22 protein-coding genes are annotated in these 24071 nt (G+C 73.0%); 7 read left to right on the forward strand and 15 right to left on the reverse strand.

Features of this window, described 5'->3' with window-relative positions:
- Positions 1-225 precede the first annotated feature (225 nt).
- A complete protein-coding gene (locus SD460_RS46175; protein ID WP_290055457.1) occupies positions 226-948 on the forward strand; it encodes a GAF and ANTAR domain-containing protein in 723 nt (240 codons plus the stop codon).
- Positions 949-954: 6 nt separating this feature from the next.
- Here SD460_RS46175 and SD460_RS46180 read toward each other — a convergent pair whose 3' ends face one another.
- Positions 955-1365 carry an ATP-binding protein gene (locus tag SD460_RS46180; RefSeq protein WP_290055458.1) on the reverse strand — a complete coding sequence of 137 codons (411 nt, stop codon included), beginning with the start codon at positions 1363-1365 and terminating at the stop codon, positions 955-957.
- A 123-nt stretch (positions 1366-1488) separates the two neighbouring features.
- On the opposite strand from SD460_RS46180, the gene SD460_RS46185 reads away from it, so the two are divergent.
- On the forward strand, positions 1489-4755 hold the full coding sequence (locus SD460_RS46185; protein ID WP_318307774.1) for a glucodextranase DOMON-like domain-containing protein: 3267 nt from the start codon (positions 1489-1491) through the stop codon (positions 4753-4755).
- A 98-nt stretch (positions 4756-4853) separates the two neighbouring features.
- Here SD460_RS46185 and SD460_RS46190 read toward each other — a convergent pair whose 3' ends face one another.
- The 3 genes from SD460_RS46190 to SD460_RS46200 form a co-directional block, all read right to left on the reverse strand.
- Positions 4854-5195 (reverse strand): hypothetical protein, encoded by a 342-nt coding sequence (locus SD460_RS46190; RefSeq protein WP_290062815.1) that lies wholly within the window; start codon positions 5193-5195, stop codon positions 4854-4856.
- Positions 5196-5267: 72 nt separating this feature from the next.
- On the reverse strand, positions 5268-6539 hold the full coding sequence (locus SD460_RS46195; protein WP_318307775.1) for a HAMP domain-containing sensor histidine kinase: 1272 nt from the start codon (positions 6537-6539) through the stop codon (positions 5268-5270).
- Complete coding sequence (locus SD460_RS46200) at positions 6536-7225, reverse strand: response regulator transcription factor (RefSeq protein WP_290062813.1); 690 nt, start codon at positions 7223-7225, stop codon at positions 6536-6538. Before SD460_RS46200 ends, SD460_RS46195 begins: the two co-directional genes overlap by 4 nt.
- Before the next feature lie 101 nt (positions 7226-7326).
- Between SD460_RS46200 and SD460_RS46205 the strand changes: the two genes are divergently transcribed.
- On the forward strand, positions 7327-7788 hold the full coding sequence (locus tag SD460_RS46205) for a hypothetical protein (RefSeq protein ID WP_290062812.1): 462 nt from the start codon (positions 7327-7329) through the stop codon (positions 7786-7788).
- Positions 7789-7935: 147 nt separating this feature from the next.
- On the opposite strand, the gene SD460_RS46210 is transcribed toward SD460_RS46205, so the two are convergent.
- Positions 7936-8946 carry an aldo/keto reductase gene (locus SD460_RS46210; protein ID WP_290063176.1) on the reverse strand — a complete coding sequence of 337 codons (1011 nt, stop codon included), beginning with the start codon at positions 8944-8946 and terminating at the stop codon, positions 7936-7938.
- A 176-nt stretch (positions 8947-9122) separates the two neighbouring features.
- Here SD460_RS46210 and SD460_RS46215 point away from each other — a divergent pair, with 176 nt between their 5' ends.
- Genes SD460_RS46215 through SD460_RS46225 form a run of 3 tightly spaced genes read left to right on the forward strand, consistent with a single transcriptional unit; the run spans position 9123 to position 11622 of the window.
- The gene (locus SD460_RS46215) at positions 9123-9650 is read left to right on the forward strand and encodes a YbaB/EbfC family nucleoid-associated protein (RefSeq protein WP_318307776.1); all 528 of its coding nucleotides are present in this window, start codon (positions 9123-9125) and stop codon (positions 9648-9650) included.
- The gene (locus SD460_RS46220) at positions 9647-9961 is read left to right on the forward strand and encodes a hypothetical protein (RefSeq protein ID WP_318307777.1); all 315 of its coding nucleotides are present in this window, start codon (positions 9647-9649) and stop codon (positions 9959-9961) included. Before SD460_RS46215 ends, SD460_RS46220 begins: the two co-directional genes overlap by 4 nt.
- Positions 9961-11622, forward strand: a complete 1662-nt coding sequence (locus SD460_RS46225) for a hypothetical protein (protein ID WP_318307778.1) — start codon at positions 9961-9963, stop codon at positions 11620-11622. Before SD460_RS46220 ends, SD460_RS46225 begins: the two co-directional genes overlap by 1 nt.
- Here SD460_RS46225 and SD460_RS46230 read toward each other — a convergent pair whose 3' ends face one another.
- The 10 genes from SD460_RS46230 to SD460_RS46275 form a co-directional block, all read right to left on the reverse strand.
- Positions 11623-13104 (reverse strand): helix-turn-helix domain-containing protein, encoded by a 1482-nt coding sequence (locus SD460_RS46230; protein WP_318307779.1) that lies wholly within the window; start codon positions 13102-13104, stop codon positions 11623-11625.
- Positions 13105-13249: 145 nt separating this feature from the next.
- Positions 13250-14320: a DUF917 domain-containing protein gene (locus tag SD460_RS46235; protein ID WP_318307780.1), complete on the reverse strand. Its 1071-nt coding sequence runs from the start codon at positions 14318-14320 to the stop codon at positions 13250-13252.
- A 21-nt stretch (positions 14321-14341) separates the two neighbouring features.
- Positions 14342-15052 carry an SDR family oxidoreductase gene (locus SD460_RS46240; protein ID WP_290060459.1) on the reverse strand — a complete coding sequence of 237 codons (711 nt, stop codon included), beginning with the start codon at positions 15050-15052 and terminating at the stop codon, positions 14342-14344.
- Positions 15049-16143: an S-methyl thiohydantoin desulfurase family protein gene (locus tag SD460_RS46245; RefSeq protein ID WP_290060458.1), complete on the reverse strand. Its 1095-nt coding sequence runs from the start codon at positions 16141-16143 to the stop codon at positions 15049-15051. Before SD460_RS46245 ends, SD460_RS46240 begins: the two co-directional genes overlap by 4 nt.
- A complete protein-coding gene (locus tag SD460_RS46250) occupies positions 16140-17210 on the reverse strand; it encodes an S-methyl thiohydantoin desulfurase family protein (protein ID WP_290060457.1) in 1071 nt (356 codons plus the stop codon). Before SD460_RS46250 ends, SD460_RS46245 begins: the two co-directional genes overlap by 4 nt.
- Positions 17210-18751: a hydantoinase/oxoprolinase N-terminal domain-containing protein gene (locus SD460_RS46255; RefSeq protein ID WP_290060456.1), complete on the reverse strand. Its 1542-nt coding sequence runs from the start codon at positions 18749-18751 to the stop codon at positions 17210-17212. Before SD460_RS46255 ends, SD460_RS46250 begins: the two co-directional genes overlap by 1 nt.
- 11 nt (positions 18752-18762) lie before the next feature.
- Entirely contained in the window at positions 18763-20091 is a 1329-nt protein-coding gene (locus SD460_RS46260; RefSeq protein ID WP_290060455.1) for a purine-cytosine permease family protein, read from the reverse strand.
- Positions 20092-20196: 105 nt separating this feature from the next.
- A complete protein-coding gene (locus SD460_RS46265; protein ID WP_318307781.1) occupies positions 20197-21060 on the reverse strand; it encodes an SDR family NAD(P)-dependent oxidoreductase in 864 nt (287 codons plus the stop codon).
- 62 nt (positions 21061-21122) lie between these two features.
- Positions 21123-21491 (reverse strand): DUF742 domain-containing protein, encoded by a 369-nt coding sequence (locus SD460_RS46270; RefSeq protein ID WP_290060453.1) that lies wholly within the window; start codon positions 21489-21491, stop codon positions 21123-21125.
- 102 nt (positions 21492-21593) lie between these two features.
- On the reverse strand, positions 21594-22616 hold the full coding sequence (locus tag SD460_RS46275; RefSeq protein WP_290060452.1) for a LacI family DNA-binding transcriptional regulator: 1023 nt from the start codon (positions 22614-22616) through the stop codon (positions 21594-21596).
- 130 nt (positions 22617-22746) lie between these two features.
- Between SD460_RS46275 and SD460_RS46280 the strand changes: the two genes are divergently transcribed.
- On the forward strand, positions 22747-24033 hold the full coding sequence (locus SD460_RS46280; RefSeq protein WP_290060451.1) for an ABC transporter substrate-binding protein: 1287 nt from the start codon (positions 22747-22749) through the stop codon (positions 24031-24033).
- The last annotated feature ends 38 nt before the right edge of the window (positions 24034-24071 follow it).

A 24071-nucleotide genomic window follows, 5' to 3' on the forward strand; every position in this document is an offset into this window, starting at 1 on the left:
TTCGGGACCACCGAGGCCGCCAATGACTCATTCGCGACCTCCCGGCGCCCGGCATGAGAGTCCAGCCGGCCGAGCACAGTCGCCAATGACTCATTCGCGACCCCGGCCGGCGCCGTCCCGCGCGGGGTGTTGCGGAAGACGCACCACCCGCGGGTAAGGTTTCGCCGTTCCGTTGAAGCAGCAGCGGTGCGCTGGACCACCGCCATCCGGGACGGAGATGATCGCGTGAGCGGAGAACCGATCCCGCCGGAGCACCTCGACGAGCTGACCGCCGCGATGGCGGGGCTCACCGACGTCCTGGAGTCCGAACCCGCCGAGGCGGAAATCCTCGAAGCCGTGTGCGCGGAAGCCGTCCGCGCCGTGCCCGGGGCCGACATGGCCAGCATCACCGCGATCCGGGACGGGGAAGCGGAAACCGCGGCGTCCACCGACGAGCGGGCCGTCGAGATCGACCGGTTCCAGTACGCCGCCGGTGAGGGGCCGTGCCTGCGGGCCGCGGCGACCGGGGAGATCGTGCGGCTGCCGACGGCCGCCGCGGATCTCGTGTGGCCCTCCTTCACCGCGCACGCCCGCGGGCTCGGGGTCGGCAGCTACCTCGCCGCGCCGCTGCGCGTGGACGAGACGCTCTCCGGCGCGCTCAACCTCTTCGGCTACGGCGATCACGGGTTCGCCGAGACGGACTCGCGGTTGCTGCACCTCTACACCACGATCGTCTCGTTCGGGCTGCGCACGACCCGGCGGTACCGCCAGGCCCGGCGGCAGGCCACCGAACTCGAAGCGGCGATGCGCACGCGGGCGGTGATCGAGCAGGCCAAGGGCATCCTGATGGCCGTGCACCGGGTCAGCGCCGAAGATGCCATGAAGCGGCTCATCGCGGAGTCCCAGCGCACCAACGTGAAGCTGCGGGACGTCGCCGCCCGGTTCGTGGAAGACCTGTCCGCCGGCTGAGCCCGCTCAGGCGGTGCGGCGCACCGGGAACGGCCAGGTCAGCGTGATCACCGTCCCGTCGTCGGTGGAGCGCAGGTCGAGCCCGTCGACGAGCGCCTGGATCAGGCGCAGGCCGCGGCCGCCGTCCGCGCGCTCGGTGACCGACTCCCAGCGGCCCTGGTCGGCGACGGTGATGATCAGCACGTCGTCGTCGATCCGGGCGCGGACGTCGATCAACCCCGCCCGGCCGCCGTACGCGTGGCCGAGCACGTTCGCCATGGCTTCCCAGCACGCCAGCACGACGTCGTCGGCTTGCCTGCCGACCTCGTCGCCGGCCCGCCGCCGCAGCCACGAAATCAGGTGACGGCGCAGGCTCGGCAACGTCCGCGGCGAAATCGTGCCGCGGTACCGCCAGCCGTCCGATCCCAGCTCTTCCACGTTCACCTCCCCGGGGGACTGTTCGTTTGCTACCCACCGGTCCGGTATCTCAATCGCCGGCAACGACTTTCCTGCTGCGTTCGGCCCTGGTGCGTGGTGCGCCCGGCGTGATCGGATGGGCGGATGACTCGGTCGATGTGGTCCGTGGTGCTGTGCGCGGTGCTCGCCGCGCCCCTCCTCTCCGCTCCGGTGGCCGCCGCGGCGCCGGCGCCCGGGCCGGGTGCGGTTTCGCACTTCGGCCTGGCCCGCAAGGACTGCCTCGGCACCGCGCGGAACACGACGAGCAAGGCGTGGTTCACGGTGGCGGGCGGCGTGCTGTCCGATGTCTACGCGCCGGTGATCGACAACACGAACGTCGAGTCGCTGCAGTTCGCCGTCACCGACGGGCGCAGCTTCACCGACCTGCAGGCGCGCGACATGACCTACACGGTCCGCACGAGCGCGGGCGGGATGGCCTGCGAGGTGACGTCGACCCCGCGCAGCGGCAAGTACCGGCTGGTCACCGAGTACCTGGCCGACCCGGCCCGCACCGGCCTCCTGATCCGCACCCGCCTGGAACCGCTGCGGGGGTCTGGCGACGACCTCGCGGTCTACGTCCGGTACGACGCGAGCATCAACGGCAACGGCGGGGGCGGCCCGGCCAACGGCGGCGGGGACACCGCCACCGTCGACGCGGCGACGAGCGCGCTGGTCAGCGCCGACGCGAACACGGTCTCCAGCGCGCCGGCCCGCGACTACGGCACGCCGCTGGCCGCCGCGCTGCGCGCCGACCGCCGGTTCCTGGCGACGTCGAGCGGCTTCGCCGGCACCGCGGGTGACGGGCTCGCGCAGCTGGATCGCGACCACCGGCTCACGGACACGACGCCGTCCGCGGTCGACGGGAACGTGGTGCAGACCGCGCGGCTGGACCTGCGGCCCCACCGGCCCGCCGTGCTCGCGCTCGGGTTCGGCGCGGACGCGCGCGCCGCCGTCGCCACGGCCGGGGCGAGCCTGCGCACGCCCTTCGACCAGAGCCTCCGCCAGTACGCGCGCGAATGGCGCGACTACGACAACGGGCTGATCCCGGTGCGCGGCAGGGATTCCGACGCGTACTTCCAGTCGGTCAACGTGCTGAAAGCCAGTGAGGACAAGACGTTCCCCGGCGCTGTGGTCGCGTCGCTCGGCAGCCCGTGGGGGCAGGCGGTCTCCGCGGGCGACGCGCCCGGCGGCAAACCGGTGTACTTCGGGTCCTACCGCGAGATCTTCGCCCGCGACCTCTACGAAAGCTTCTCCGGCCTGCTCGCGGCCGGCGACCGCGAGACGGCGCGGGCCAGCGTGCGCTGGTTGTTCACCCGCCAGCAGCAGCCGGACGGCCGGTTCCCGCGCAACTCCATGCTCAACGGCAAGAAAGCGCCGGACTCCGGCGGCGACCAGCTCGACGAGAGCGCGTACCCGATCCTGATGGCGCTGCAGGCCGGGCTCGACCGCGACCGCACCCTCTACACCGGACACATCCGCGCGGCGGCGGACTTCGTCGTCGCGCACGGGCCGGCGTTCGGTTCCGAACGCTGGGAAGAACAGGGCGGGTACTCCCCCTCGACCATCGCCGCCGAGATCGCCGGGCTCGTCGCCGCGGGCGTGATCGCCGACCACAACGGCGACCCGGCGCGCGCGAACGTCTACCGGGCCACCGCCGACCACTTCCAGCGCAGTATCAAGGGCTGGACCGTCACCTCGAACGGCCCGTACGGCGGCCGGTACTTCCTGCGGCTGACCAAGAACGGCGATCCGAACTCGGAGTGGATCTACAACCTCGGCAACGGCTCGGTCGACGCCGACCAGCGCGCGGTCGTCGACGCGGGGTTCCTCGAACTGCCGCGCCTGGGCGTGCTGCCCGCGAACGACCCGGACGTCGCCGCGTCGCTCGCCGTCGTCGACCGCGTGATCAAGCGGGACACCCCGGCCGGGCCGGGCTGGTACCGCTACGGCACTTCGGCGGCGGGCAGCGAAGACGGCTACGGCGACTGCTACGAGCCGGACCCGACGAACTGCGGCCCGACCGGGGCGCCGTGGCCCTCGACGAACACCGGGTCCGGGCACCTGTGGCCGGTGCTCGCCGGCGAACGCGGCGAGCACGCCGTGCAGACCGGCGACCGGGCGGGCGCGGCGGCGCTGCTGCGCGCGATGCGGGCGCAGACCGGCGGCACCGGGCTGATCCCCGAGCAGATCTGGGAGAACCCGGCGCTGCCCGCGTCCCCGTACGGCGCAGACCCGCGGACGGCGTCGATCGGCTTCACACCGGGGCAGTCCGTCGGCTCGGTGGCGCCGCTGAGCTGGGCACAGTCGCAGTCCGTGCGGCTGGCCAGGGCCCTCGACGACGGGCGGCTGCCCGAGCAGCCCGCCGAAGTCCGCGCCCGGTACGTCACGCACGCGCCACCCGCGGCGCTGGCGGTGACGCTGGACGCGCCCACGTCGGTATCGACCGCGACGGCCCAGGTCACCGGCACCGCGCCGGCGGGCAGCCGAGTCGACCTCGCCGTGTCGGCGACCGACGCCGGGACGACGTCTGTGCTGTCGACCCGGGCTTCGGCGGCGGGGACGTTCACCGCGACCGTGCCGACGCCGCTCGGCGCGAACGTCGTCACGGCCACCGCGACCGGCGCGGGCACCGGGTACGCGCAGAAGACGATCAGCTCGGACTTCGTCACGGGCACGGTCCTGCTCGACACGACCGACCCGGACGGCGACGACAACGGCCCCGGCACGTACACCTACCCGACGGCGGGCGACTTCCACGCCGGCGCGTTCGACCTGCAGCGCTTCCAGGTCATCGACTCGGGGACGAACCTGGTGTTCCGCGCCCAGCTCCGTGACCTGTCGCCGACGTTCGGCTCGCCGCTGGGCGCCCAGCTGCTGACGATCTACGCGCACGACCCGGCCGCGACGGCGACGTCCACCGCGGCGCCGTTCCCGAGCCGGGCGTACGCGATCGCGGCTTCGGATGCCTGGAGCCGGCGCATCGAGGTCCAGGGCTTCGCGGAACCGGCGCTCGTCGACGCTTCGGGTGCTTCGCTCGCTTCGCCGTCGGTGCAGGCTTCGCAGGCGACGCGGTACATCACGGTCAGCGTGGCGAAGTCCGCGTTCGGGACGCCGGGCGCGGGCTGGACGTTCGCGGTGGTGCTCACCGGCCAGGACGGCAACTCGCCGGACCAGGCGCGGCCGTTCACGCCGACGGCCGGGCAGTACACGTTCGGCCTGTGCGCGGCGGGCGGCACGTCCCCGGTGTGCGCGGTGGACCCGGCGACGGCGCCGAAGGCGTTCGACGTGCTCACGCCGGCCGGGGTGGAGCAGGCGGTGGAGCTGGACCCGACCCGCGGGCCGATCCAGGTGCGCGGGGTGCCAGTGGGCTGACGTCCACTGTGGAGCGTCGCGGCCACGATGCCGTGAATGACTCATTCATGTCGTCTGACGACATGAATGAGTCATTCACGGCGTTCGGCGAGGGGCGGTCAGTGGTCCCGGCCGTGGCGCCCGTGGTCATCGCCGGGCTCGGCGCCTCGGCCGCCGTGATCGTCGCCCAGGTCGTGCGTGCGGGTCGGGTACGTGCTCGACGACGTCCGGCCGCCGCGGTCGTCGCCCGGCTCCGCGGTCCGGCCGCCGTGGTCGTCGCCCAGGTCGTGGGTGCGGGTCGGGTACGTGCTCGGTGCGGGCCAGGTGGCGGCCGAGGTCACCGGAGCCGTCGAGGAGGGAGCCGGGCGGCCGTCATCGGCGCCGGACTGGGCGAGGGCCGCCGTCGTGCCGCCCACCGCGAGTGCGGCACCGGCCGCGGCGATCACCAGGATCTTGCGCATGTGCGTTCCTTTCGTTTCCTGTCAACGAAAAGAGCTTCACGCACCCGACGCTAGCGGCGCGCTGCCCGCACCTTAAGGCATCCCTAAAGCCGCGCCGAGCTCCAGCACGATCCGGGCGCCGTGCGGCCGCGCGCGGGTCACGGTGAACGTCCCGCCGGACGCGCGCGCCGTCTGGCGGGCGATGTCGAGCCCGAGCCCGGTCGAGCCGGCGCCGCTCTCGCCGCGCGGAACCTCGTCGAAGCCCGGTCCCTCGTCCGAGACCTCCAGGCAGGCGCCGCCGGGCGTCGCCGACAGCCGGATCGCGTACGCCGTTCCCTCGGGTGTGTGCGCGAAGACGTTGCCCAGCAAAGCGTCCAGGCAAGCCGCCAGCTCGGGTTCACCGACCGCGACCGGCAGCGGACCCGGGTCGATCGCCAGCGTCACCGCGCGGTCCTGGTCCTGGGCCAGCACCGACCAGAACTCCGCCCGCTCACCGGCGACCACGGCCGCGTCGCACGAGCCCGGCGCCGCGTCCCGGGCCCGTGCCTGGTCGATGAGCGCGGTGACCTGGCGCTCCAGGCTTTCGGCGTGGCCGGTGATCCGCTCCGCCTCGGCGGGATCGCGCAGTGCCTCGGCGTCGAGGCGCAGCACGGTCAACGGCGTCCGCAGGCGGTGCGAGATGTCGGCCACGGCCTCGCGTTCCTGCCGGACCAAGTCGCGGATCCGCGCGGCCAGGAGGTTGAGCGCGGACGCGACCGACCGCACCTCCGCGGGCCCGCCGGGACGCGCCCGGGCGTCGAGGTCCCCGTCGGCGAGCCGGCGCGACACGGCCGCAAGCTCGTGGACCGGCCGCACGATCGAGCGGGCCAGCCGGTCGGCGACGAACACCCCGAGCGCCAGCAGCAGCACCCCGAGCCCGGCCAGGACCAGCCAGGCCGCACCCAGCCCGCGGGTCAGCTCCGCCCGGTCGACGAAGGCCCGCACGACGGCGGTCCCGCCCGGCAGCCCTTGGACGGCGACGAGGATTTCCCGGCCGTCGTCGTCCTCGACGGTCAGGCTGCTGCCCTGCGCCGCGGCCAGCGTGACCCCCGGGGTGCGCGGACCGGGTGCGCCGAGCACGGTGCCGTCCGGCAGGAACACGGTCACCGGGTGGCCGGCGGTGGTGTTGAGCTGGTCGACCGCCGGCCGCAGCGCCGCGGCGCCCGCCGTCGCCACCAAGGACGTGAGGGACTGCGCCTTCGCCGTGGCGGCGGTGACCGCGCGGTCCGCCGTGACCGACTTCAGCAGGATCGCCAGCGGCACCAGGAAAGCCACCAGCACCAGGCTCATCGCGGCGGCGACGAGGACGGCGAGCCGCTTCCTCACGCGCCGGCCCCCGGCTCGGCCAGCCGGACGCCGACCCGCCGCACGGTGTGCAGGTAACGCGGCTCCTGCGCGGTCTCGCCGAGCTTGCGCCGCAGCCACGACAGGTGCACGTCGACGGTCTTGTCGGCACCGGCGTAGGGCAGCTTCCAGACGTCGGCGAGCAGCTCGCGCTTGCTCACCACGGTCCCCGCCCGGCTCGCCAGGTAGTGCAGGAGGTCGAACTCGCGCGGGGTGAGGTCCAGCGGCGCGCCTTCGAGCGAGGCCTGGCGAGTCCGCGCGTCCACGGTCAGGCCGCCGACCACCACCGGCGCCACCGTCTCCTCCAGCTCGCTGCGCCGCAGCACGGCGCGGATCCGGGCATCGAGCTGGGCGCCGCCGAAGGGCTTCACCACGTAGTCGTCGGCGCCCGCGTCGAGCAGCCGCACGATCTCCTCCTCCGCGTCGCGGGCGGTGACCACGATGATCGGCACGGCGCTGACCGCACGGACCATCCGCAGCACCTCGCGGCCGTCGAGGTCGGGCAGACCGAGGTCGAGCAGCACGACGTCGGGCCGGTCGGTGACGGCGGCCTGGAGCCCGGCCATCGCGGTCGGCACGGACGTCACCGCGTGCCCGCGCTCGGTCAGCGCGCGCAGCACGGCCGTGCGGATGGTCGGGTCGTCCTCGACGAGCAGCACGGTCGCCATGTCCGGGAGGCTACACACGCGAATGCGCTTCGCCCGGCTCCTGCCGAACGCTAGGAGCGCCTTAGCCGCGCTTTAACCCGCCCGGATGGCACAGTGGACGGGTGAACGGACGCGTGGTGCTGATGGCAGGCGGCTGGCTGCTGGCCGCCGCCGTGACCGCGGGCGCCGGCACGGTGGCCCTCGACGTCGTCGGCGCCGGCATCCTCGGCCCGCAGAGCCGTCCGCTGTCGGCCGGCGACGTGGCCCGCGCTCTGGAAACGCTGCCCGCGAGCACCCCCGCGCCGACCTCGCCCACGACGTCCTCGGCGAGCGCCCCGGCGCCGCGAGGCCTGACCGTCCCCGGCGGCAGCCTCGTCGCGAAGTGCACCGGCGACCGGGTCGAGCTCGTGTCGTGGAGCCCGGACCCCGGCTTCCGCACCGACGACGTCGACCGCGGCCCGGCCACGTCCGCGTCGGTGAAGTTCAAGAACGACGGGACCGAGAACGTGTCGGTCGTGACGTGCCGCGACGGCGAGCCACACGCGGAGACCGTGGCCGACGAGGGCCACCACGGCCGCGGCTAGCGTCGCGCGTCCGAGCCCGGGCGAGCGCCCCAATGTGGCATTGGGTGCGTCAGACGCACCGAACGCCACATTGGGTGCGCTGGACGCACCGAACGCCACATTGGGGCGCTCGCCCCGGGACGTCAGCCGGCTTGCGACGCGCGGCCGCTAGCCCGGCAGGTCGGCGTTGAGGTGGGCCAGGATGCCGTGCGGGAACGGGAGTTCCGGCGCACTCACCTCCGTCAGCCGGTCCAGCTGGGCGTCGGTCACCTCGAGCGTCAGCGCGCCCAGGGTTTCGGCGAGCTGCTCGGGTGACCGCGCGCCGATCAGCGGGGCCGGCATCGACGGGCGGCGCGTCACCCAGTGCAGTGCCACCTGGGCCGGGGTCGCGCCCACCTCGGCCGCGAGCTCGCGGACCGCGTCCAGCACGGCCCAGCGGGTTTCCGGCAGGGACCGGTAGGGCGCGCCGCCGGCGAGCCGGCCTTCCCCGCCGCCGTCGCGGGTGTACTTGCCGGAGAGGAAGCCGCCGCCGATCGCGCCCCACGGCTGGACCGCGATGCCGAACTCCCGCGCCAGCGGCACGAACTCGGCCTCGATCGCGCGCTCGATCAGGGAGTACTCCAGCTGCAGCGCCGTCACCGGCGGCCCGCCGAGCATCGCGGCCTTCGTCGCGTACCACGCCGGGACGTCGCTGAGGCCGACCGCGCGGATCTTGCCCGCGCGCACGAGGTCGCCGAACGCCGCCATCACCTCCTCGGCCGGGGTGAAGCCGTCCCAGATGTGCAGCCAGTACAGGTCGACGTGGTCGACGCCCAGCCGGCGCAGCGACGCTTCCAGCGACGCGACCATGTTCTTGCGCCCGTTGCTGCGGTGGCGGGGGTCCGAAAGCGGTTTCCCGCCGCTGAAGTCGGGCCCGGAGTACTTGGTGGCGAGCACGACGTCGTCGCGGCCGACGTCGCGGAGGAATTCGCCGACCAGCTCCTCGCTGCGGCCGGCGCTGTAGTTGTCGGCGGTGTCGACGAAGTTGCCGCCGCGCTCGGTGTAGGCACGGAAGACCTTGCGGGCGGTGTCGTCGTCGGCGCAGAGGGGGCCGGTTCCGAAGGTCATCGCGCCGAGCGCCAGCGGCGAGACGCGCAGTCCGGATCGGCCCAGCGGCCGGTAGTCGTCGAGTTCGGTCATGACTCGATCGTGCAACCCGGAGCGCGGTCCGGGTCAACCCGATCGAGGGCATTAGCGGGCAACTTCGGGGAGTCATCCAGGCATATCCCCGGATAGCAGTGGATGAACGTCCGGTGTGCGCTAGCCTGTCCGGATCACGGGCGCCGGCCCGATCCCCGTCACGAGGAGTCGAATTCGTGCAACCCAACTTGGGGCCAGGTGAAGACTTCCAGCTGCTGCTCGAACGGCAGGTCCGGGAAATGCAGACCAAGGCCGCGGCGCTGAACGAAGCGATTTCCGCGGCCGGGGCCACGGTCCGCACCCGCGACGGCGCGGTCACCGTGACGCTCGCCCCGAACGGCGCCCTGACGAACCTCGAGCTCGGCCACCGCGCGTGCGAACTGGGTCCGGCGCGGCTGACCGCGACGATCATGGGTGCGGTGCGCGACGCCCAGCGCCAGACCGCCCGTGCCGTCGCCGACTCCTTCGCGACCATCAACGGCGACGGCGAGTCGACCGACATGGTCCGGTCCTTCCTCCCGCCGGATCCGCCGCCGGACGGCGACTTCGCGTCGCCGGAGACCGCCGCCGAGCCCGAGCGGACCCCGCCGCCGGCCCCGCCCGCGCCGCCGCGCCCGGCCGGACCGCCGGCCGCGCCGCCGTCCGCCCCGCGTCGCCGTCCCCCGGCCGACGACCACTTCGACGACGAATCGAACCCCTGGTGAGCGGCGGCGGCTTCACGGTCTCTTCGGAGCCCCTGGCCACCTTCGGCAAGCACCTCGACGAGCTGCAGAGCAACCTCAAGAGCACCTCCGACCTCGTCGGCGGCATGGTCTGCGACCCGGGCATGTTCGGGATCAACCCGGCGTGCCAGCTGATGGCCGCGGGCGCGAGCACCTGGACGGACAAGGCACGGCACCAGTTCGACGCCTACTCGAAGACCATCGGCGAGTTCGCCGACAAGGTCACCGAGGCCGCGAAGCGCTACCAGTCGGGTGAACAGGATGCGGTGAACTCGATCGTGAGGTTCGACTAGTGGCCGACGACTACAAGAGCAAGGACGTCAGCCTCCACGGCTCGGAGCTGTTCAACAGCGACAACGCGTCGGCCGGCGCGGGCTTCTTCGAAGCGGCGATCGGCCTCGACAAAGCCGTCAAGGAAAACGACAAGGTCGCGATCGGCATCGGCTCGGCGGGCATGGCGCTGGAGACGATCGGTCTCGTGCTCGACCCGATCGGCAGCCTGCTCACGGCCGGGATCGGCTGGCTCATCGAGCACATCACGATCCTGCGGTGGCCGCTGGACATCCTGATGGGCGACCCGATCGGCATCGCGGCGGCCAGCGAAGCGCTGACGGCGGAGAAGAAGAAGCTCGAGGAGTGGTCGACGCAGCACCAGCAGGCGCTCGACAAGCTGCTGAAGGAGTGGAGCGGCAACGCCGCGGACCAGTTCAAGAAGGACATGGACGCGGTCACCGCGCAGCTGGGCTCGCTCGGCTGGTACCTCGACCAGGCCGGCAAGAACATGAAGATCGCGGGCGGCATCGTCGGCGCCTTCCGCGGCATCCTCCGCGACCTGATCGCGATGCTCCTCGCGACGATCATCAAGGGCGCCCTGATCGCGGCAGCGCTGGCCCCGGTGACGTTCGGCGCGTCGATCGCCATCTTCATCGGCACGACGATCGGCACGGTGGCCACCGCGCTGGGCAAGATCGGCGCGAAGCTGGCCCAGCTGGCGAAGAAGCTCGGCGACCTGCTCCAGGCCCTGACGAAGATGGGCAAGGCGGGCGACGACCTGGCGGCGGTCAAGCCCCCGGCCGGCGGCCTCACGTCCACGCCCACACCGAAACCGACCCCGAAGCCCGACCCGGCCCCGGCCCCGAAGCCCGAGCCGAAGCCGTCGTCGGCGACGCCGGAGCCGAAGCCGGAACCCAAGCCGGACACTACGCCCGAGCCCAAGCCGGAACCGAAGCCGGACACGACGCCGTCGTCGTCCTCGGCGACCCCGGAACCCAAACCGGAACCGAAGCCTGACACCACCCCGTCCTCCTCCTCGACGACCCCGGAACCCAAACCGGAACCGAAGCCCGACACCACTCCCGAGCCGAAGCCAGAGCCCAAGCCGGAACCCGCGCCGTCTTCGTCCTCGGCCACGCCGGAACCCAAGCCGGAGCCCAAGCCCGACCCGAAACCAGAGCCCAAGCCCGAGCCGAAACCGGAGCCCGCGCCGTCCTCGTCGTCGGCGACCCCGGAACCCAAGCCGGAGCCCAAGCCCGACACCACCCCGGAACCGAAGCCGGAACCCGCGCCCTCATCATCGTCGGCCACCCCGGAACCCAAGCCGGACGCCACTCCCGAGCCCAAGCCGGACTCCACTCCGGCGCCGACTCCGGATCCCAAGCCGCACAAGCCGTTCACCGATCAGATGACCGACGTCATCAAGAACAAGCTGTCCCAAATGGACGGTGTGACGCCGGAAATCATGCAGAAGTTCGACAAGATCTCGAACTTCTCCGTGCACGAGCTCGGCAAGGTCTTCGGCAAGGAAGGCGCCGAAAAGTTCGAGTCGGCGATCAAGGTCATGACCGACCCGTGGTTCGGCAAGTCGGGCCTGGCCGGCAAGACCGTCGTCGACATGATCAAGGGTGTGCCCGCCAGCATCGGCAACGTCACCGGCGGCGGGGACGACGACAAGTAGTCACTCGAGGGTCACCGCCCGGGACGCGAGGTGCAGGGCCAGCCTCTCGTCCGGGCGGGACAGGTCCACGCCGAGCAGCTGCGAAATCCGCGCCACTCGCGCGGCCACGGTGTTGCGGTGCACGCCCAGCACCGTGGCCGTCTCGGCGAGCGAGGACTCCGCGTCCAGGTAGGCCGCCAGGGTGCGGACCAGGTCGCCGGGCGCGTCCAGGAGCGGGGCGATCAGCGCCCGCGCGGCCGGCTCGAACGTGTCCGTGCGGGTCCACTCCAGCAGCAGCTGGGCCATGCCGAGCTGGTCGACGTGCAGGAAGTGCCCGGTTTCCGGCCGGGTCGCGGCGAGCCGGGCCGCGTCGCGGGCTTCCGCGACCGTCGCCGCGAGGCCTTCCGGGCGCGCGTGCGGCCGTCCGACGCCCATGTGCGCGCCCAGGCGGAACGTGCGGTGCGCCGCCTGCAGCCGGGTCGCCAGCGAGCGCACCCGGGCCGCGGTCGGCTCGTGGTCGAAGGTGACCCAGCCGGTCCAGCCGTCGCCGTGCTCGACGACCACCGCCTCGACGTCCTCCGCGCGCAGTGCCCGCACCACGTCCTGGGTGCGGGCCACCGTGTCGACCGCCGCCGGGACGCCGATGTGCAGCCCGACGTGCCAGCCGCCGAGCCGCCAGCCCGCGTCCGCGACGCGGCGGCGCAGGTCCGCGCCGGGCTCGGTGTCCAGGCGCAGCAGGTCGCCGAGCAACGCCGTGCGCGAGCGCGCGTCCCGTTCCAGTTCCAGCCGGTTGGCCAGCAGCCAGCGCTGGAGCACCCCGGCAGCCACCGCGAGCGCGGGCGGGACGACGTCGGCGCGCGCGGCTTCCGTCCCCCGCAGCTCGGCCGCCACCCACAGCGCCGGCCGCTGCAGCAGCACGGGGTGGGCCACCAGCACGCCGTCGCCGAGCTCGGTCCGCTGCGGGACCGGCTCGTCGAGCCGGACGCGCCCGGTGACCTCACCGGCCAGCGGCGCACCGCGGTCGTCGAGCACGGCGACCGGTGAGCGCAGCAGCCGCCGCAGCACCGCGACGACCTCTTCGGGCGGGCGCAGCCGGTCGCCGAGCGCGCGGTGCGTGGCCAGCAGCAGGTCGGCGCGGTCCACTTCGGGAGCGGCGAGCAGCAGCCGGGCCTCGACGAGCAGGTCCAGCGGCGACGCACCGGTGCCCAGCAGCGGCACGGCCAGGCGGTCGGCGAGCAGGCGCGACGCGGCGAGCGGCTCGGCGCCGGGCAGCAACACCGCGGTCGCCCCGGCGTCGGCGCAGCGGCGCAGGAGTGCGTCGATCTGCCAGTCCGTCCCGGCGACCGGCCGGACGACGACGGTCAGTTCACCCGCCACCGGCGTGCGCGAAGCGTCCAAAGTGGCCTGAACCGTCGCGAGTGGACGGTCGAGCCCGGCCCCGCCGGCCAGCAGCCGGACGTGCGCCGCCCAGCCCGGCAACGCGAGCACCCGCCGCAGGCTCACGACCCCCTCCCCCCAAGCGCCCCAATGTGGCGTTCGGTGCGCTGGACGCAACCAACGCCACATTGGGTGCGCTGGACGCACCGAACGCCACATTGGGTGCGTTGAACGCACCCAATGTGGCGTTGGGGCGTTGTCGGCCGGGCGGTCACGGGAGGCCCACCGGGTCGCAGTCGATGCCGTACGCGCGGGGGCGCACCACCGGGAGCCACCGCGGGTCGGTCCAGAACGGGGCCGCCGCCAGGCGGACCACGTCGACCTCCACGCCCGCGCGGATCGCGTCGCACGACACCGGCACGCCGGTGCGGTGGTCGAGCACCGACAGCACGTCCGGGGTGGACGCCACCGGGGTCCCGTCGCGCAGCGCGAGCAGGTATTCGTTCTCCATCTCCAGCCGCAGGAGCGCACCGTCGCGGTGGTCGGCCAGCGTGACGCTGCCGCGGCCGAAGCCCGGGCTGCCGTGCTGCCCGGGCCCGACGTGCCGCGCCACTTCGAGGACCCGGCCGCGGGCCAGCACCGAGCCGTCCAGCGCCGCTTCGAGAGCCTCACGCGCCGGGCTCTCCCCAGCGGCCAGCACGCGGCGGCCGAGCGCCAGCGCGCCGCTCGTCGTCCCCGGTACCGCGCACGCGGCCAGCTCCCCGGCCGGGATGGGCGCGAGCGCGAACGCCGCCCAGCCGCCGGAGCCGGCCAGGAACGCTCGCGTGCCCCGCTCGACGACGGCGTCGGACCCGGCCGCCAGCACGACGACCTGGCCACCCGGCTCCGCCAGTGCCGCCGGCGCCACCCCGCGGCCGGTCGCGGCGACGGAGAACTGGTCGAGCCGCGGCAGCCCGCGGCCGGAGAGGTCGGCGTCGGCGTACCCCAGCCCGAGCTGCTCGGCCACGACCAGCGGCAGCAACCCGTTGAGGCCGCCGATCTCGATGGACATCAGCGCGTCGGCGCGCTCGCCGGTCCAGCGTTCGACGGCGGCCACCGCGGCCGCGAATTCGTCCCCGCCCGGCAGCTTCTCGGTGAACGCCGCCGTCGCGCCGACCACGCCGATCGGCACCACCCGGGCGGACGGCGGCAGGTCCGCCACCGGCGAGACCTCGAGCGAGCGGCCGTCCGAGAGCAACCGGCGCAGCAGCACGGCGGCGGTGACGGTGTCCCCGCCACCGCCGGACCCGAGCAGGGCCACCCCGCGTTCGAGGGCGGCCACGTCACCGGCGGCGATGCGCATGACTGACCACAGTAGACGAGCTCAGCGCAGGGCGTACCCACCGTCGGGGTAGAGCGTCGACCCGGTGGTGTACGTGCTGCCGAACAGGTACAGCACCGCATCGGCCACTTCGGACTCCTTCCCGACGCGGTGCAGCAGCGTGTCCCCGCGGTACTGCGCGAAGCTCGCCTCCCGGACCGCCGCGGGCCGCCCAGCCCACAGGTTGCCGTCGATCGTGCCCGGCGCGACGACGTTCACCCGGACCGGGGCCAGCTCGACCGCGAGCCCGCGGCCGAGCCCTTCGACGGCGGCGTTGCAGGCGACGTACGCGGGTGCGGCGCCCGGCGGCCGGACGCTCGCCGCGCCGGACATCAGCACGATCGACGCGTCGGGCGCCAGCTTCGGCACCGCGTGCTTGACGGCGTGGTACTGGCCCCAGAACTTCGTCACGAACGGGCTGGCCGCGTCCTCGTCGCTCAGCTCCCGCAGCGGCCCGACCGTGTAGGACGCGCCGGGCGTGAAGAGGTGGTCGACGCGGTCGAGGGCGCCGAAGAACGCGGCCAGCGAGTCCTGGCCGGTGCTGTCGACGACCTGCCAGGTGGCCCCGATCTCCGCCCCGGCCGCCGCCAGCCGAGCCCGCGTGCGCCCGCCGAGGTGCACCGACGGACCCGCCGCGGCCGAACGCCGGGCCACCGCCAGCCCGATCCCGGAACCGCCACCGATGATCACGACGTTCTTCCCGGCCAGGCTCACGCGATCTCCTCGACGGGGACGAAGGCGTGCAGCAGCCCGAACGCGCCCGGGCCGAAGGTGTCCAGGGCCTCCGGCGTGCGCATCAGCGGCGGCGTCGAGATGCCGACAACGGTGACGCGCTGGCCGTACCGCAGCGTCTCGGTGGTGATCGGCTCGGCCGTCGACGACTCCAGCACGCAGACCAGGTCCGGCACCACGCACCGCACGGAACCATCCACAGTGGCCAGCAGGTTCTCGTTCTGGAACAGGATCTCCAGCTTGCTCGAACCGTCGAACGACACCGCCGCGGCCCGCCCGCGCGCGAAGCCCGCCTCGGTCCGGCGCTCCACATCGGACACCTTGCCGCGGAACAGCACCCGCAGGTGCTCGTACGGCGTCTCGGCCAGCGCGGCGGCCAGCCGTTCGACCGGATCCTCGTTGGCTTCCCGCGCGAGCCGGATCGCGCGGCCCACGGTCAGCGCCAGCGAAAGCGTTTGCGGCACGGCGGTCCGCTTCACGTCGGCGCCGCTCATCGCGTACTCGGCGATGTGCGCGACGCCGCCGAGCCGGATGGTGACGCCGCGGGCCAGCCACTCCATCCGCCGGTTGTCCGCGCCGGTGTCGATCACGGTCGTCTCGCCGCGTTCCCCGCCGATCGCCATCGGCGAGCCCGGGATACCGTAGACACCGAACGTCTCCATCTGCAGCTCCGGGAACGCCCGGCCCATGCCGTCGGCGTCCACCACCGGCAGCCCGAGCCGGGCGCCGACGATCAGCGGGATCATCGAGTTGATGCCCCCGCACTCGATCGGCATGGTCGCGTCGGCGCGCTTCCCTAGGTGCTTCTCCAGCGTCCGCAGGGCCAGCACGGGCTCGGCGCCGTTGGGCAGCTTCTCGTGCACGACGGTCGGCGCGCCCATCTGCGCGGTCGGGATCACCAGCGCGTCGTCGTCCACTTCGGACGGGTCGAGGATCGTGATCGGCCCGTGCTTCCGGATGGCCTCGCGCACGAGCAGCCGTCCGACGTACGGGTCACCGCCCCCGCCGGTGCCGAGCACGGCGGCGCCGCGGGCGAGGTCGGGCAGGTCGTCTTCGGTCAGGGTCCAGCTCACCCGGCCACTCCGATCGGGTCGATGTCGTAGCCGAAGTACCGCGGGCCGGCGAGCGCGATGCCCTCCGGCGTGTGCCAGCGCGGGTCGGCGGGTGCGGCGATCACCGTCACGCGCTGGCCGAACCGCAGGCCCTCGGTCGTGACGGCTTCCCCGGTCTCGCGTTCCAGCGTGCAGATCAGGTCGGGCACCGACGCCTGGACGACGCCGTCGCGCTCGGCCACCAGGTGCTCGTTCTGGAACCGCAGCACCAGCTCGGCGCCTTCGTCACCGTCCATTCCGGACAGGCGGGCCTCGCCGCGGGCGAAGCCGGTGACCGTCCGGCGGGCGACGTCGACGACCTTGCCGCTGAACAGCCGCTGCCCGCCCAGCCGCTCGACGACGCGGGATACTGGATCCCCGTGCGCCTCTCGAGCCGCGCGCACCAGCGCGCCCAGCTCCGCGCACAGGCTCAGCGTGCCCGGCACCAGCGACTCCCGGGCCTGGTCGCCGGACATCGCGTAGTTGCTGATCATCGCCGAGCAGCCCATGTCGATGGTCGCCGACCGGGCCAGGCGCTCCGCCCAGCGATTGTCGACGGTATCCAATACTCCGCGGTTGCCCTTTTCGTCGGCAATGGACATCGGCGTCGCGCGGATTCCATACAGTGTGGGAAGGACCATCTGCAGCTCGGGGAACGCGCGGCCCATGCCGTCCGCGTCGACCAGCGGCAGCCCGAGCTGCGCGGCCGCGACGACCGGGATGAGCGAGTTGACGCCCCCGGCCTCGGCGCACGCGATGTGCGTCAGCTCCTTGCCGAGGTAGCCGGCGAGGGTGCGCGCGGCCAGGCCCACCTGCTCGGCCGAGGGCAGCTTCTCCACCATCACCGTCGGCGCGCCCATCATCGCGACCGGCAGCACGACGGCGTCGTCCGGCACCTCCGCCAAGGGGACCAGCGGCACCGAGCCGTGCGTGCGGACCGCGGACCGGGCGAGCAGCCGCCCGATGTACGGGTCGCCACCGCCCCCGGTGCCGAGGATGGCGGCACCGCGGGCGATGTCGTCGAGGTCGTCCTGAGTGATCTCGCGCATCACGCCCCCAGCTGCAGGTCGCCGACGGCCTTGGCGCGGATGCGCGTGGCGTTGCCGGGCAGGTACGGGATGGGCACTTCGTCGAAGTCGACGATGCCGACCGACGCCGGCGACGCACCGGCCGCCACCGCCCGGTCGACGGCCTCCTGCTTCGCCTCCTCGACCACGGCGTCGCGACGGCCGGGCTCGATCACGTAGACGCGGTCGACCTCGCCGCCGATCTGCGCGATGGCCGCGCCGATCGCGTTGGCCACGGCGTAGTTCTCCGGCCGGTGCACCGCGCCGCAGCCGGCGAGTTCGTCCGGCAGCAGCACCGAACCACCGCCGACGGCGACCACCGGCAACGGCTCGGCCGACGTCCGCATCCGTTCGACCACATCGGACACGTCGGCGGCGATGCGGTCCAGCGCCGCCCGGACCAGACCCTTGTCCAGGTGTGCGACCAAGGACGCGTCCCCGATGTCCGCCCGGCCCGCGGCCACCGCGATGTCGGTCGCGGTGAGCGTGTCCCCGCCGAACACCAGCGCCTTCGACGTCAGCTCGTAGCCGACCGAGTCCGGGCCCACGGTGACGTTCCCGCGCACCCGGCTGCCGCCGCCGATGCCGATCGACAGCACGTCCGGCATCCGGAAGTTGGTCCGGATGCCCGCGACGCTGACGTCCGTGGTCGCCTCACGCGGGAACCCCTGCCGCAGCACGCCGACGTCCGACGTCGTGCCGCCGACGTCGACCACCGCGCACGTGTCCAAACCGGACAGCACGGCGGCGCCGCGCATCGAGTTCGTCGGCCCTGAAGCGAACGTCGCCACCGGGTAGCGGCGGGCGAAGTCGACGTCCATCAGCGTGCCGTCGTTCTGGCTCAGGTACAGCGGCGCGGTGATGCCCGCGCCGGTGACCGACGCGGCCAGCCCGTCGACGATGTGCGCGGCCAGCTCCCGCAGCGCCGCGTTGATCACCGTCGCGTTTTCCCGCTCCAGCAAGCCGATCCGGCCGATCTCGTGGGACAGCGAGATGGCGACGTCCGGCAGCTGCGCGCCGATGATCTCGGCCGCGCGGGCTTCGAACTCGGCGTTGACCGGGGAGAAGACCGAGGTGATCGCGACGCTGCGCACCCCGGCCGCCCCCATGTCGTCGGCGGCCTTGCGCAGCTCGCTCTCGTCGAGCTCCGCGATGTGGCGGCCGTCGAACTCGTGTCCGCCGTGGACCAGGTAACTGCGCCCCGACACCGCGTCGACGAGCCGCTGCGGCCAGTCGACCATCGGCGGCAGCGACGCACCGGCCGGCAGGCTCAGCCGCACGGCCGCGGTCGGCGCGAGCCGGTGGGCCTCGACGAGGGCGTTGATGAAGTGCGTGGTGCCGATCATCACCGCCCGCACCGCCGCCGGGTCGAACGCGCGTTGCCGTTGCAGGCCGTCGATCGCGGCGACGATGCCCGAGGTGACGTCCGCGGTCGTGCTGGTCTTGACCGAGGCGAGCACCTGGCGGCCGTCGAGCAGGACAGCGTCGGTGTTGGTGCCGCCGACGTCGATGCCGATGCGCACGAAGATTCTCCTTAAGCAGACTGGACGGCGGGAGCGGCCTCGGCGGTCCGGCTGCTGCCGATCCCCCGCACCAGGCCGAGCTTCCCGGCGACGACGTACAGGACGAAGGCCACGACGAGCGAGTTGATGCTCGGCAGGCCCCACTCGACGAACTCGCCGAAGACCGCCGCGGCGATCCAGACGACGATCGTGGCGGGCACCCACACCGGGGCCTCTTCGGGCACGGTTCCCCGCGCCCGGGCGGCTTCCAGGTCCCCGCGCCACTTCTTCACCACGAAGTACTCGGCGACCATGATCCCGGCGATCGGCGGGAACGCGACCCCCAGCACGGTGAGGAAGTCGGTGAACTTGGCCAGGATCCCCGCCGCGGCGAGCAGGCTGCCCGCGACGCCGAGCACGGCCGTCACGAGCCCGCGGTGGGCTTTGCGCCCGGACACCGTGCCGATGAAGTTCACGACCCCGAGCCCCGACGAGTACAGGTTCCAGTCGTTGATCTTCATCGTGCCGGCGATGACGATCAGCAGGCCGACCCAGCCGACCGACGACGTCACGATCGTGGTGATCCCGGCGCTGCCGACGGCGTGCGCGAGCAGGACGCCGGACAGGCCGATGACGTACTCGCCGAGGGTGATCCCGACGAGCGTCTGCTTGACGACGTCCGAAGTGGACCGGTTGAAGCGGGTCATGTCCGGGGTGATGACGGCGCCGACGATGAAGCCGCCGGCCACCAGCGTGGTGCCCTGCAGCAGGCTCAGCGACGGCCCGGGCGGGGCCGAGGAGACGAGCGTGCCGAGGTCGTGGCGGGTCAGCTCGGAAATGACCGACCAGCCGACGAGGATCAGGAAGGCCGGCACGGTCAGGTACGCCGTCCAGGCCATGGAGTGGAAGCCGCGGACGACGATCGCGGTGACGAGCAGGCCGAACAGCAGCGCCCAGCCCCACTCCGGCAGGCCGCCGATGAGCGCGGCGAGCCCCTGTGCGGACACCGCGGACTGGATGCCGAACCAGCCGATCAGGCTGATCCCGATGGCGAGCCCGATGAGCGCCGAGCCGCCGCGGCCGAAGCCGGTCCAGCGGGCGATCATGGACGTGGACAGACCTTCGCGGACGCCGATGACGCCGACGAGGATCGTGATGAGCTCCAGGATGACCGAGCCGAGCGTGAACGCCAGTACCGCGTTCCAGAAGCTCATCCCGAAGCCGACGGTGGCTCCGAGCAGGAACTGGGACAGGGCGGACACCTGGCCGAACCGCTGGACGGCGACCGACCACCACGAGTACCGGGCGTGGTCCGGCACTCTGGTGAGGGCATAGTCATCGACACCGACTGATGAGGCCACGCCGACCTCCTAATCCGGGACGGGGATGGGTTCCCCGCACCGTAAGCAGCGGTCCCGGCAACGTCACCGTGCGATGTGCACAGCCCGGACGCCGGCGCTGTGCACTCAGGTCAGCGGGTCCACTCCGGTCAGCGTGGCACTTTCCGCCCAGAGCCGCCCGGCGGCGACGTCGTCGGTCAGGTTCGCCCAGCGCGCTTCCAGGCGAGGCCGGCCCCGGAGGCCGAACACCCGCGGCCCCCACAGCTGCCCGCCGGTGACGTCCGGGCCGAGCACCGCGCGGACGGCGGGCCGCGCGCCGGCGTCCTTGCCCTGCAGCAGCAGCCCGGCCGGCCGCCCGCGCAGCCACTGACCGGCAGTGCGGGTGTGCACCGGCGGCCGCGACGGCGTCAGCGAGCCGAGCGCGCCGCCGGGGTCGGCGAGCACGCTGAGCCGGTTCGAGCCCGCGGCCCGCAGCCGCCGGTCGAGTTCGACGGCGAAGAGCATCTGGGCCAGCTTGGACCGCTCGTAAGCACGCTTCGGGACGTAGTCGCGTTCGCTCTGCAGGTCGGCGAAGTCGAGCTTCGCGGACTTCGCGGCGAAGCTGCCCGTGGTGACGATGCGCGCGTCCGGCGCCAGCACCGGGAGCAGCCGGGCGATCAGCGCGAAGTGGCCGAGGTGGTTGGTGCCGAACATCAGCTCGTGCCCGCTCGGGGTCTCGCGGCGCGGCGGGTGGTCGAGCATGACCCCCGCGTTGCCGACGACGGCGTCGAGCTCACCGGGGTCGACGGTGGCGATCTGGGCCAGGTCGGCGAGGTCGAGCCGCAGGTGGGTCACGCGCGCCCCGGCGACCCGCGACCGGATCGAGGCGATCGCGGCCGCCGCCTTCACCGGGTCACGGCTGCCGAGCACCACTTCCGCCCCCGCGGACGCGAGCTGCTCGGCGGCGAAGTACCCGATCCCCGCGTTGCCCCCGGTCACCAGTACCCGCATGAACGCCCTCCCCCGCCGCGCCCAACGCTACCGGTGTTCGGCGCGGGCAGGCAGGAAAGCGCTTACAACCGGCTCAGGCCGTGCAGGATGCGTTCCATCATCTCGAGACTCGGCCGGTTCCCCGACCCCATCCGGGCGGTGTGCACGGCGACGATCCCCCGGTCCGCCAGGTCCGACAGCAGCACCCGCGCCACCCCGAGCGGGATCCGGCGCCGGGCGGCGACCTCCGCCACCGACTGCGAAGTCCGCAGCAGCGCGCAGATCTCCGTCTCCTCCCGCGTGCTGCCCCGCACCACCGCCCGCCCCCGCTGGGTGATCGACACCAGCGTCTCGACCGGCAGGTCCCGCGTGGGGCGGGTGCGGCCATGGGTGCGGAAGTAAGGACGGACCATCCCCGCTCCGCCTTCTTCGAGCACGGACCCCCAGTGCACAGCCAGCTCCTCACGGCGATTAATCCTTGTCGGCGATTATTTGACCTAAAGATCGAGTAGGTCGCAATCGACCGGACGGAGTAGCGCCGCAAAAACCGCTGCTCAACGCCCCGAGGGCGGCGCAGTACTACCCCGAAGGACCAGGTGCGTCCCGACAATCGCGGGCGATGTCGCGATTTTTCCGCCGGACAATCGTGCGAGCAGGAGGCGGCCGGCCCGCTCCCCCAGCTCCGCCACCGGCTGCGCCACGGTGCTCAGCTCCAGCAGGTCGGCGAGGTCGTGGTCGTCGAAGCCGACCACCGAGACGTCCGCCGGTACCCGCAACCCGGCCCGGCGCAGCGTCCGCAGGGCGCCGAACGCCATTTCGTCGGACGCCGCGAACACCGCGGTCGGCCGGCGGGGCAGGCCCAGCAGCGCGCTCATCGCCCGTTCCCCGCCCGCGACGGTGAAGCCGCCGCCGGTCTCGAACGCGGGGTCCGGCTCGCGGCCGTCCTCCCGGCACACCGCGTGGTAGACCTCGCGATAGGCGGCGAGCCGGCGCAACGGCGTCGTGAAGCCGAGCGGCACCGGGTCGCCCTCGCCGATGAACGCGATTTCGCGGTGCCCGAGCTGGACCAGGTGCCGCATCGCGCCGGCCGCGGCGGCGTGGTCGTCGATGCCGACCGAGTCCGCGCCGGGCTCTTCGGTCCCGATCGTGACGAGCGGGGTGCCGAGCCCCAGCAGCAGCTCGCGTTCGGCCGCCGCCAGCGGCAGGGAGAGCACGAGCACCGCGTCGACCCGGCGGCGCAGCGGCAGGCCGGCGAAGAACCGCGCGCGGCCCGCGTCGTCGCCGAGGTTGTAGAGCAGCAGGCTGATCCCGGCCTCGCGCAGCACCCGCTCGACGCCGGAGATGAGCCGCGAGAAGTACCAGCGGTCGATGTAGGGGACGATCACGCCGACCGTCCCGGTCCGGCCGGTGGCCAGGCTCGACGCGGCGGGCGAGATCGCGTAGCCGAGTTGCGCGGCGGCCGTCAGGACCCGGGTCCGCGTGCGTTCGGCGACGCCCGGGACGCCGCGCAGCGCCCGGGACACGGTGGCCGCCGAGACCCCGGCCAGCCGGGCGACGTCGTCGAGCTTCTCCGGCATCCCCTTACCCCATCCGTTGCAAGCGCTTGCAACCATCCGCGTCACCAGCATTGACACCGGCCTTGATCAAGGCTAATCATCGATGCAAGCGCTTGCAATCGTGCGTTGCCTGTCCGGCAAGGAGGCCGACATGCGCCAACTCCTCCCCCTCGCCGGCGCGGCCGTGCTGGCCGGCACCGCGCTCGCCGCGTGCTCCTCTTCCGCGGGCGTGACGATCAACCTGTACATCTCGCCGGAGGACCACCTGCAGACGGTGGTCGACCGGTGCACCGAAGCCGCCGCCGGCAAGTACAAGATCGTCTACAACAAACTGCCGCGCGGCGCGGACGGCCAGCGCGAGCAGATGGTCCGGCGGCTCGCCGCGGGCGACGCGTCCCTGGACGTGCTCGGCCTCGACGTCACGTGGGTGCCGGAGTTCGCCGAAGCGGGCTGGGCCGAGGAGTGGACCGGCGCGAACGCGGCCGCGGCCACCCAGGACGTGCTGCCCGGCCCGCTGGCCACCGCCAAGTGGAACGGGAAGCTCTACGGCGCCACGAAGAACACCAACGTCCAGCTGCTCTGGTACGACGACCGGATCACGCCGTCGCCGCCCAAGACGTTCGACGAGCTGATGACGCAGGCGGAGCAGCTGAAGGCGGCGGGCAAGCCGTACCAGGTGCTGTTCACCGGCGCGCAGTACGAGGGCCTGGTCGTCTTCTACAACACGCTGGTCGCGTCGGCGGGCGGGCACATCCTGTCCGACGACGGCCGCTCGGTCGTGATGGACGACGGCGCGGTGCGCGCGCTGGAGCTCCTCAAGCGGCTGACCACGGCGGGGATCACCGACCCGTCCCTGACGAACCAGAAGGAGGACGACATCCGCCAGGCGTTCCAGCGCGGGCAGGCGGCGACCGAGCTGAACTGGCCGTTCGTCTACGCCTCCTACGCCAAGGAAAAGCCGCAGGACCTGGCGCACTTCAAGTGGACGCGCTACCCGTCGGTGGCCGCGGGGCAGCCCAGCCGGGTGACCATCGGCGGGTTCAACCTCGCCGTCAGCACGTACTCCCGGCACAAGCCGGAAGCGTTCGAAGCGGCGCTGTGCCTGCGGAACGCGGCGAGCCAGAAGTACCAGGCCCTGGTCGACGGGATCCCGCCGAGCATCTCGACGATCTACCGCGACACCAGCCCGCTCGACGCGGCGAAACCAGCCGACGCCAAGGAAAACCCGACGATGGCCGACCAGTACCCGATGAAGGACGACATCCGGGCGGCGCTGACGGACGCGGCGGTCCGGCCGCTCACCCCCGCGTACCAGAACCTGTCGACGGTGATGTCGAAAGTTCTTTCCCCACCGGCGGACATCGACGTCCAGGCCACTGCCCAGGAACTGCGCGAGCGCCTGGCCGACGCCCTGGATTCTCGCGGAATCATCCCCTGAACCGCTCGGCAACGCACGCCGACCGGACGTATCCTGGT

Origin of the sequence: Amycolatopsis solani (assembly GCF_033441515.1) — a bacterium.
GTDB classification, from domain to species: Bacteria; Actinomycetota; Actinomycetes; order Mycobacteriales; family Pseudonocardiaceae; genus Amycolatopsis; species Amycolatopsis solani.

Bases quoted from the DNA above. Each gene is read 5' to 3' on its own strand.
- SD460_RS46185 (WP_318307774.1), top strand. From the start codon at position 1,489: ATGACTCGGTCGATGTGGTCCGTGGTGCTGTGCGCGGTGCTCGCCGCG.
- SD460_RS46190 (WP_290062815.1), bottom strand. From the start codon at position 5,195: ATGCGCAAGATCCTGGTGATCGCCGCGGCCGGTGCCGCACTCGCGGTG.
- SD460_RS46200 (WP_290062813.1), bottom strand. From the start codon at position 7,225: ATGGCGACCGTGCTGCTCGTCGAGGACGACCCGACCATCCGCACGGCC.
- SD460_RS46210 (WP_290063176.1), bottom strand. From the start codon at position 8,946: ATGACCGAACTCGACGACTACCGGCCGCTGGGCCGATCCGGACTGCGC.
- SD460_RS46235 (WP_318307780.1), bottom strand. From the start codon at position 14,320: ATGCGCATCGCCGCCGGTGACGTGGCCGCCCTCGAACGCGGGGTGGCC.
- SD460_RS46250 (WP_290060457.1), bottom strand. From the start codon at position 17,210: ATGCGCGAGATCACTCAGGACGACCTCGACGACATCGCCCGCGGTGCC.
- SD460_RS46265 (WP_318307781.1), bottom strand. From the start codon at position 21,060: ATGCGGGTACTGGTGACCGGGGGCAACGCGGGGATCGGGTACTTCGCC.
- SD460_RS46275 (WP_290060452.1), bottom strand. From the start codon at position 22,616: ATGCCGGAGAAGCTCGACGACGTCGCCCGGCTGGCCGGGGTCTCGGCG.
- SD460_RS46280 (WP_290060451.1), top strand. From the start codon at position 22,747: ATGCGCCAACTCCTCCCCCTCGCCGGCGCGGCCGTGCTGGCCGGCACC.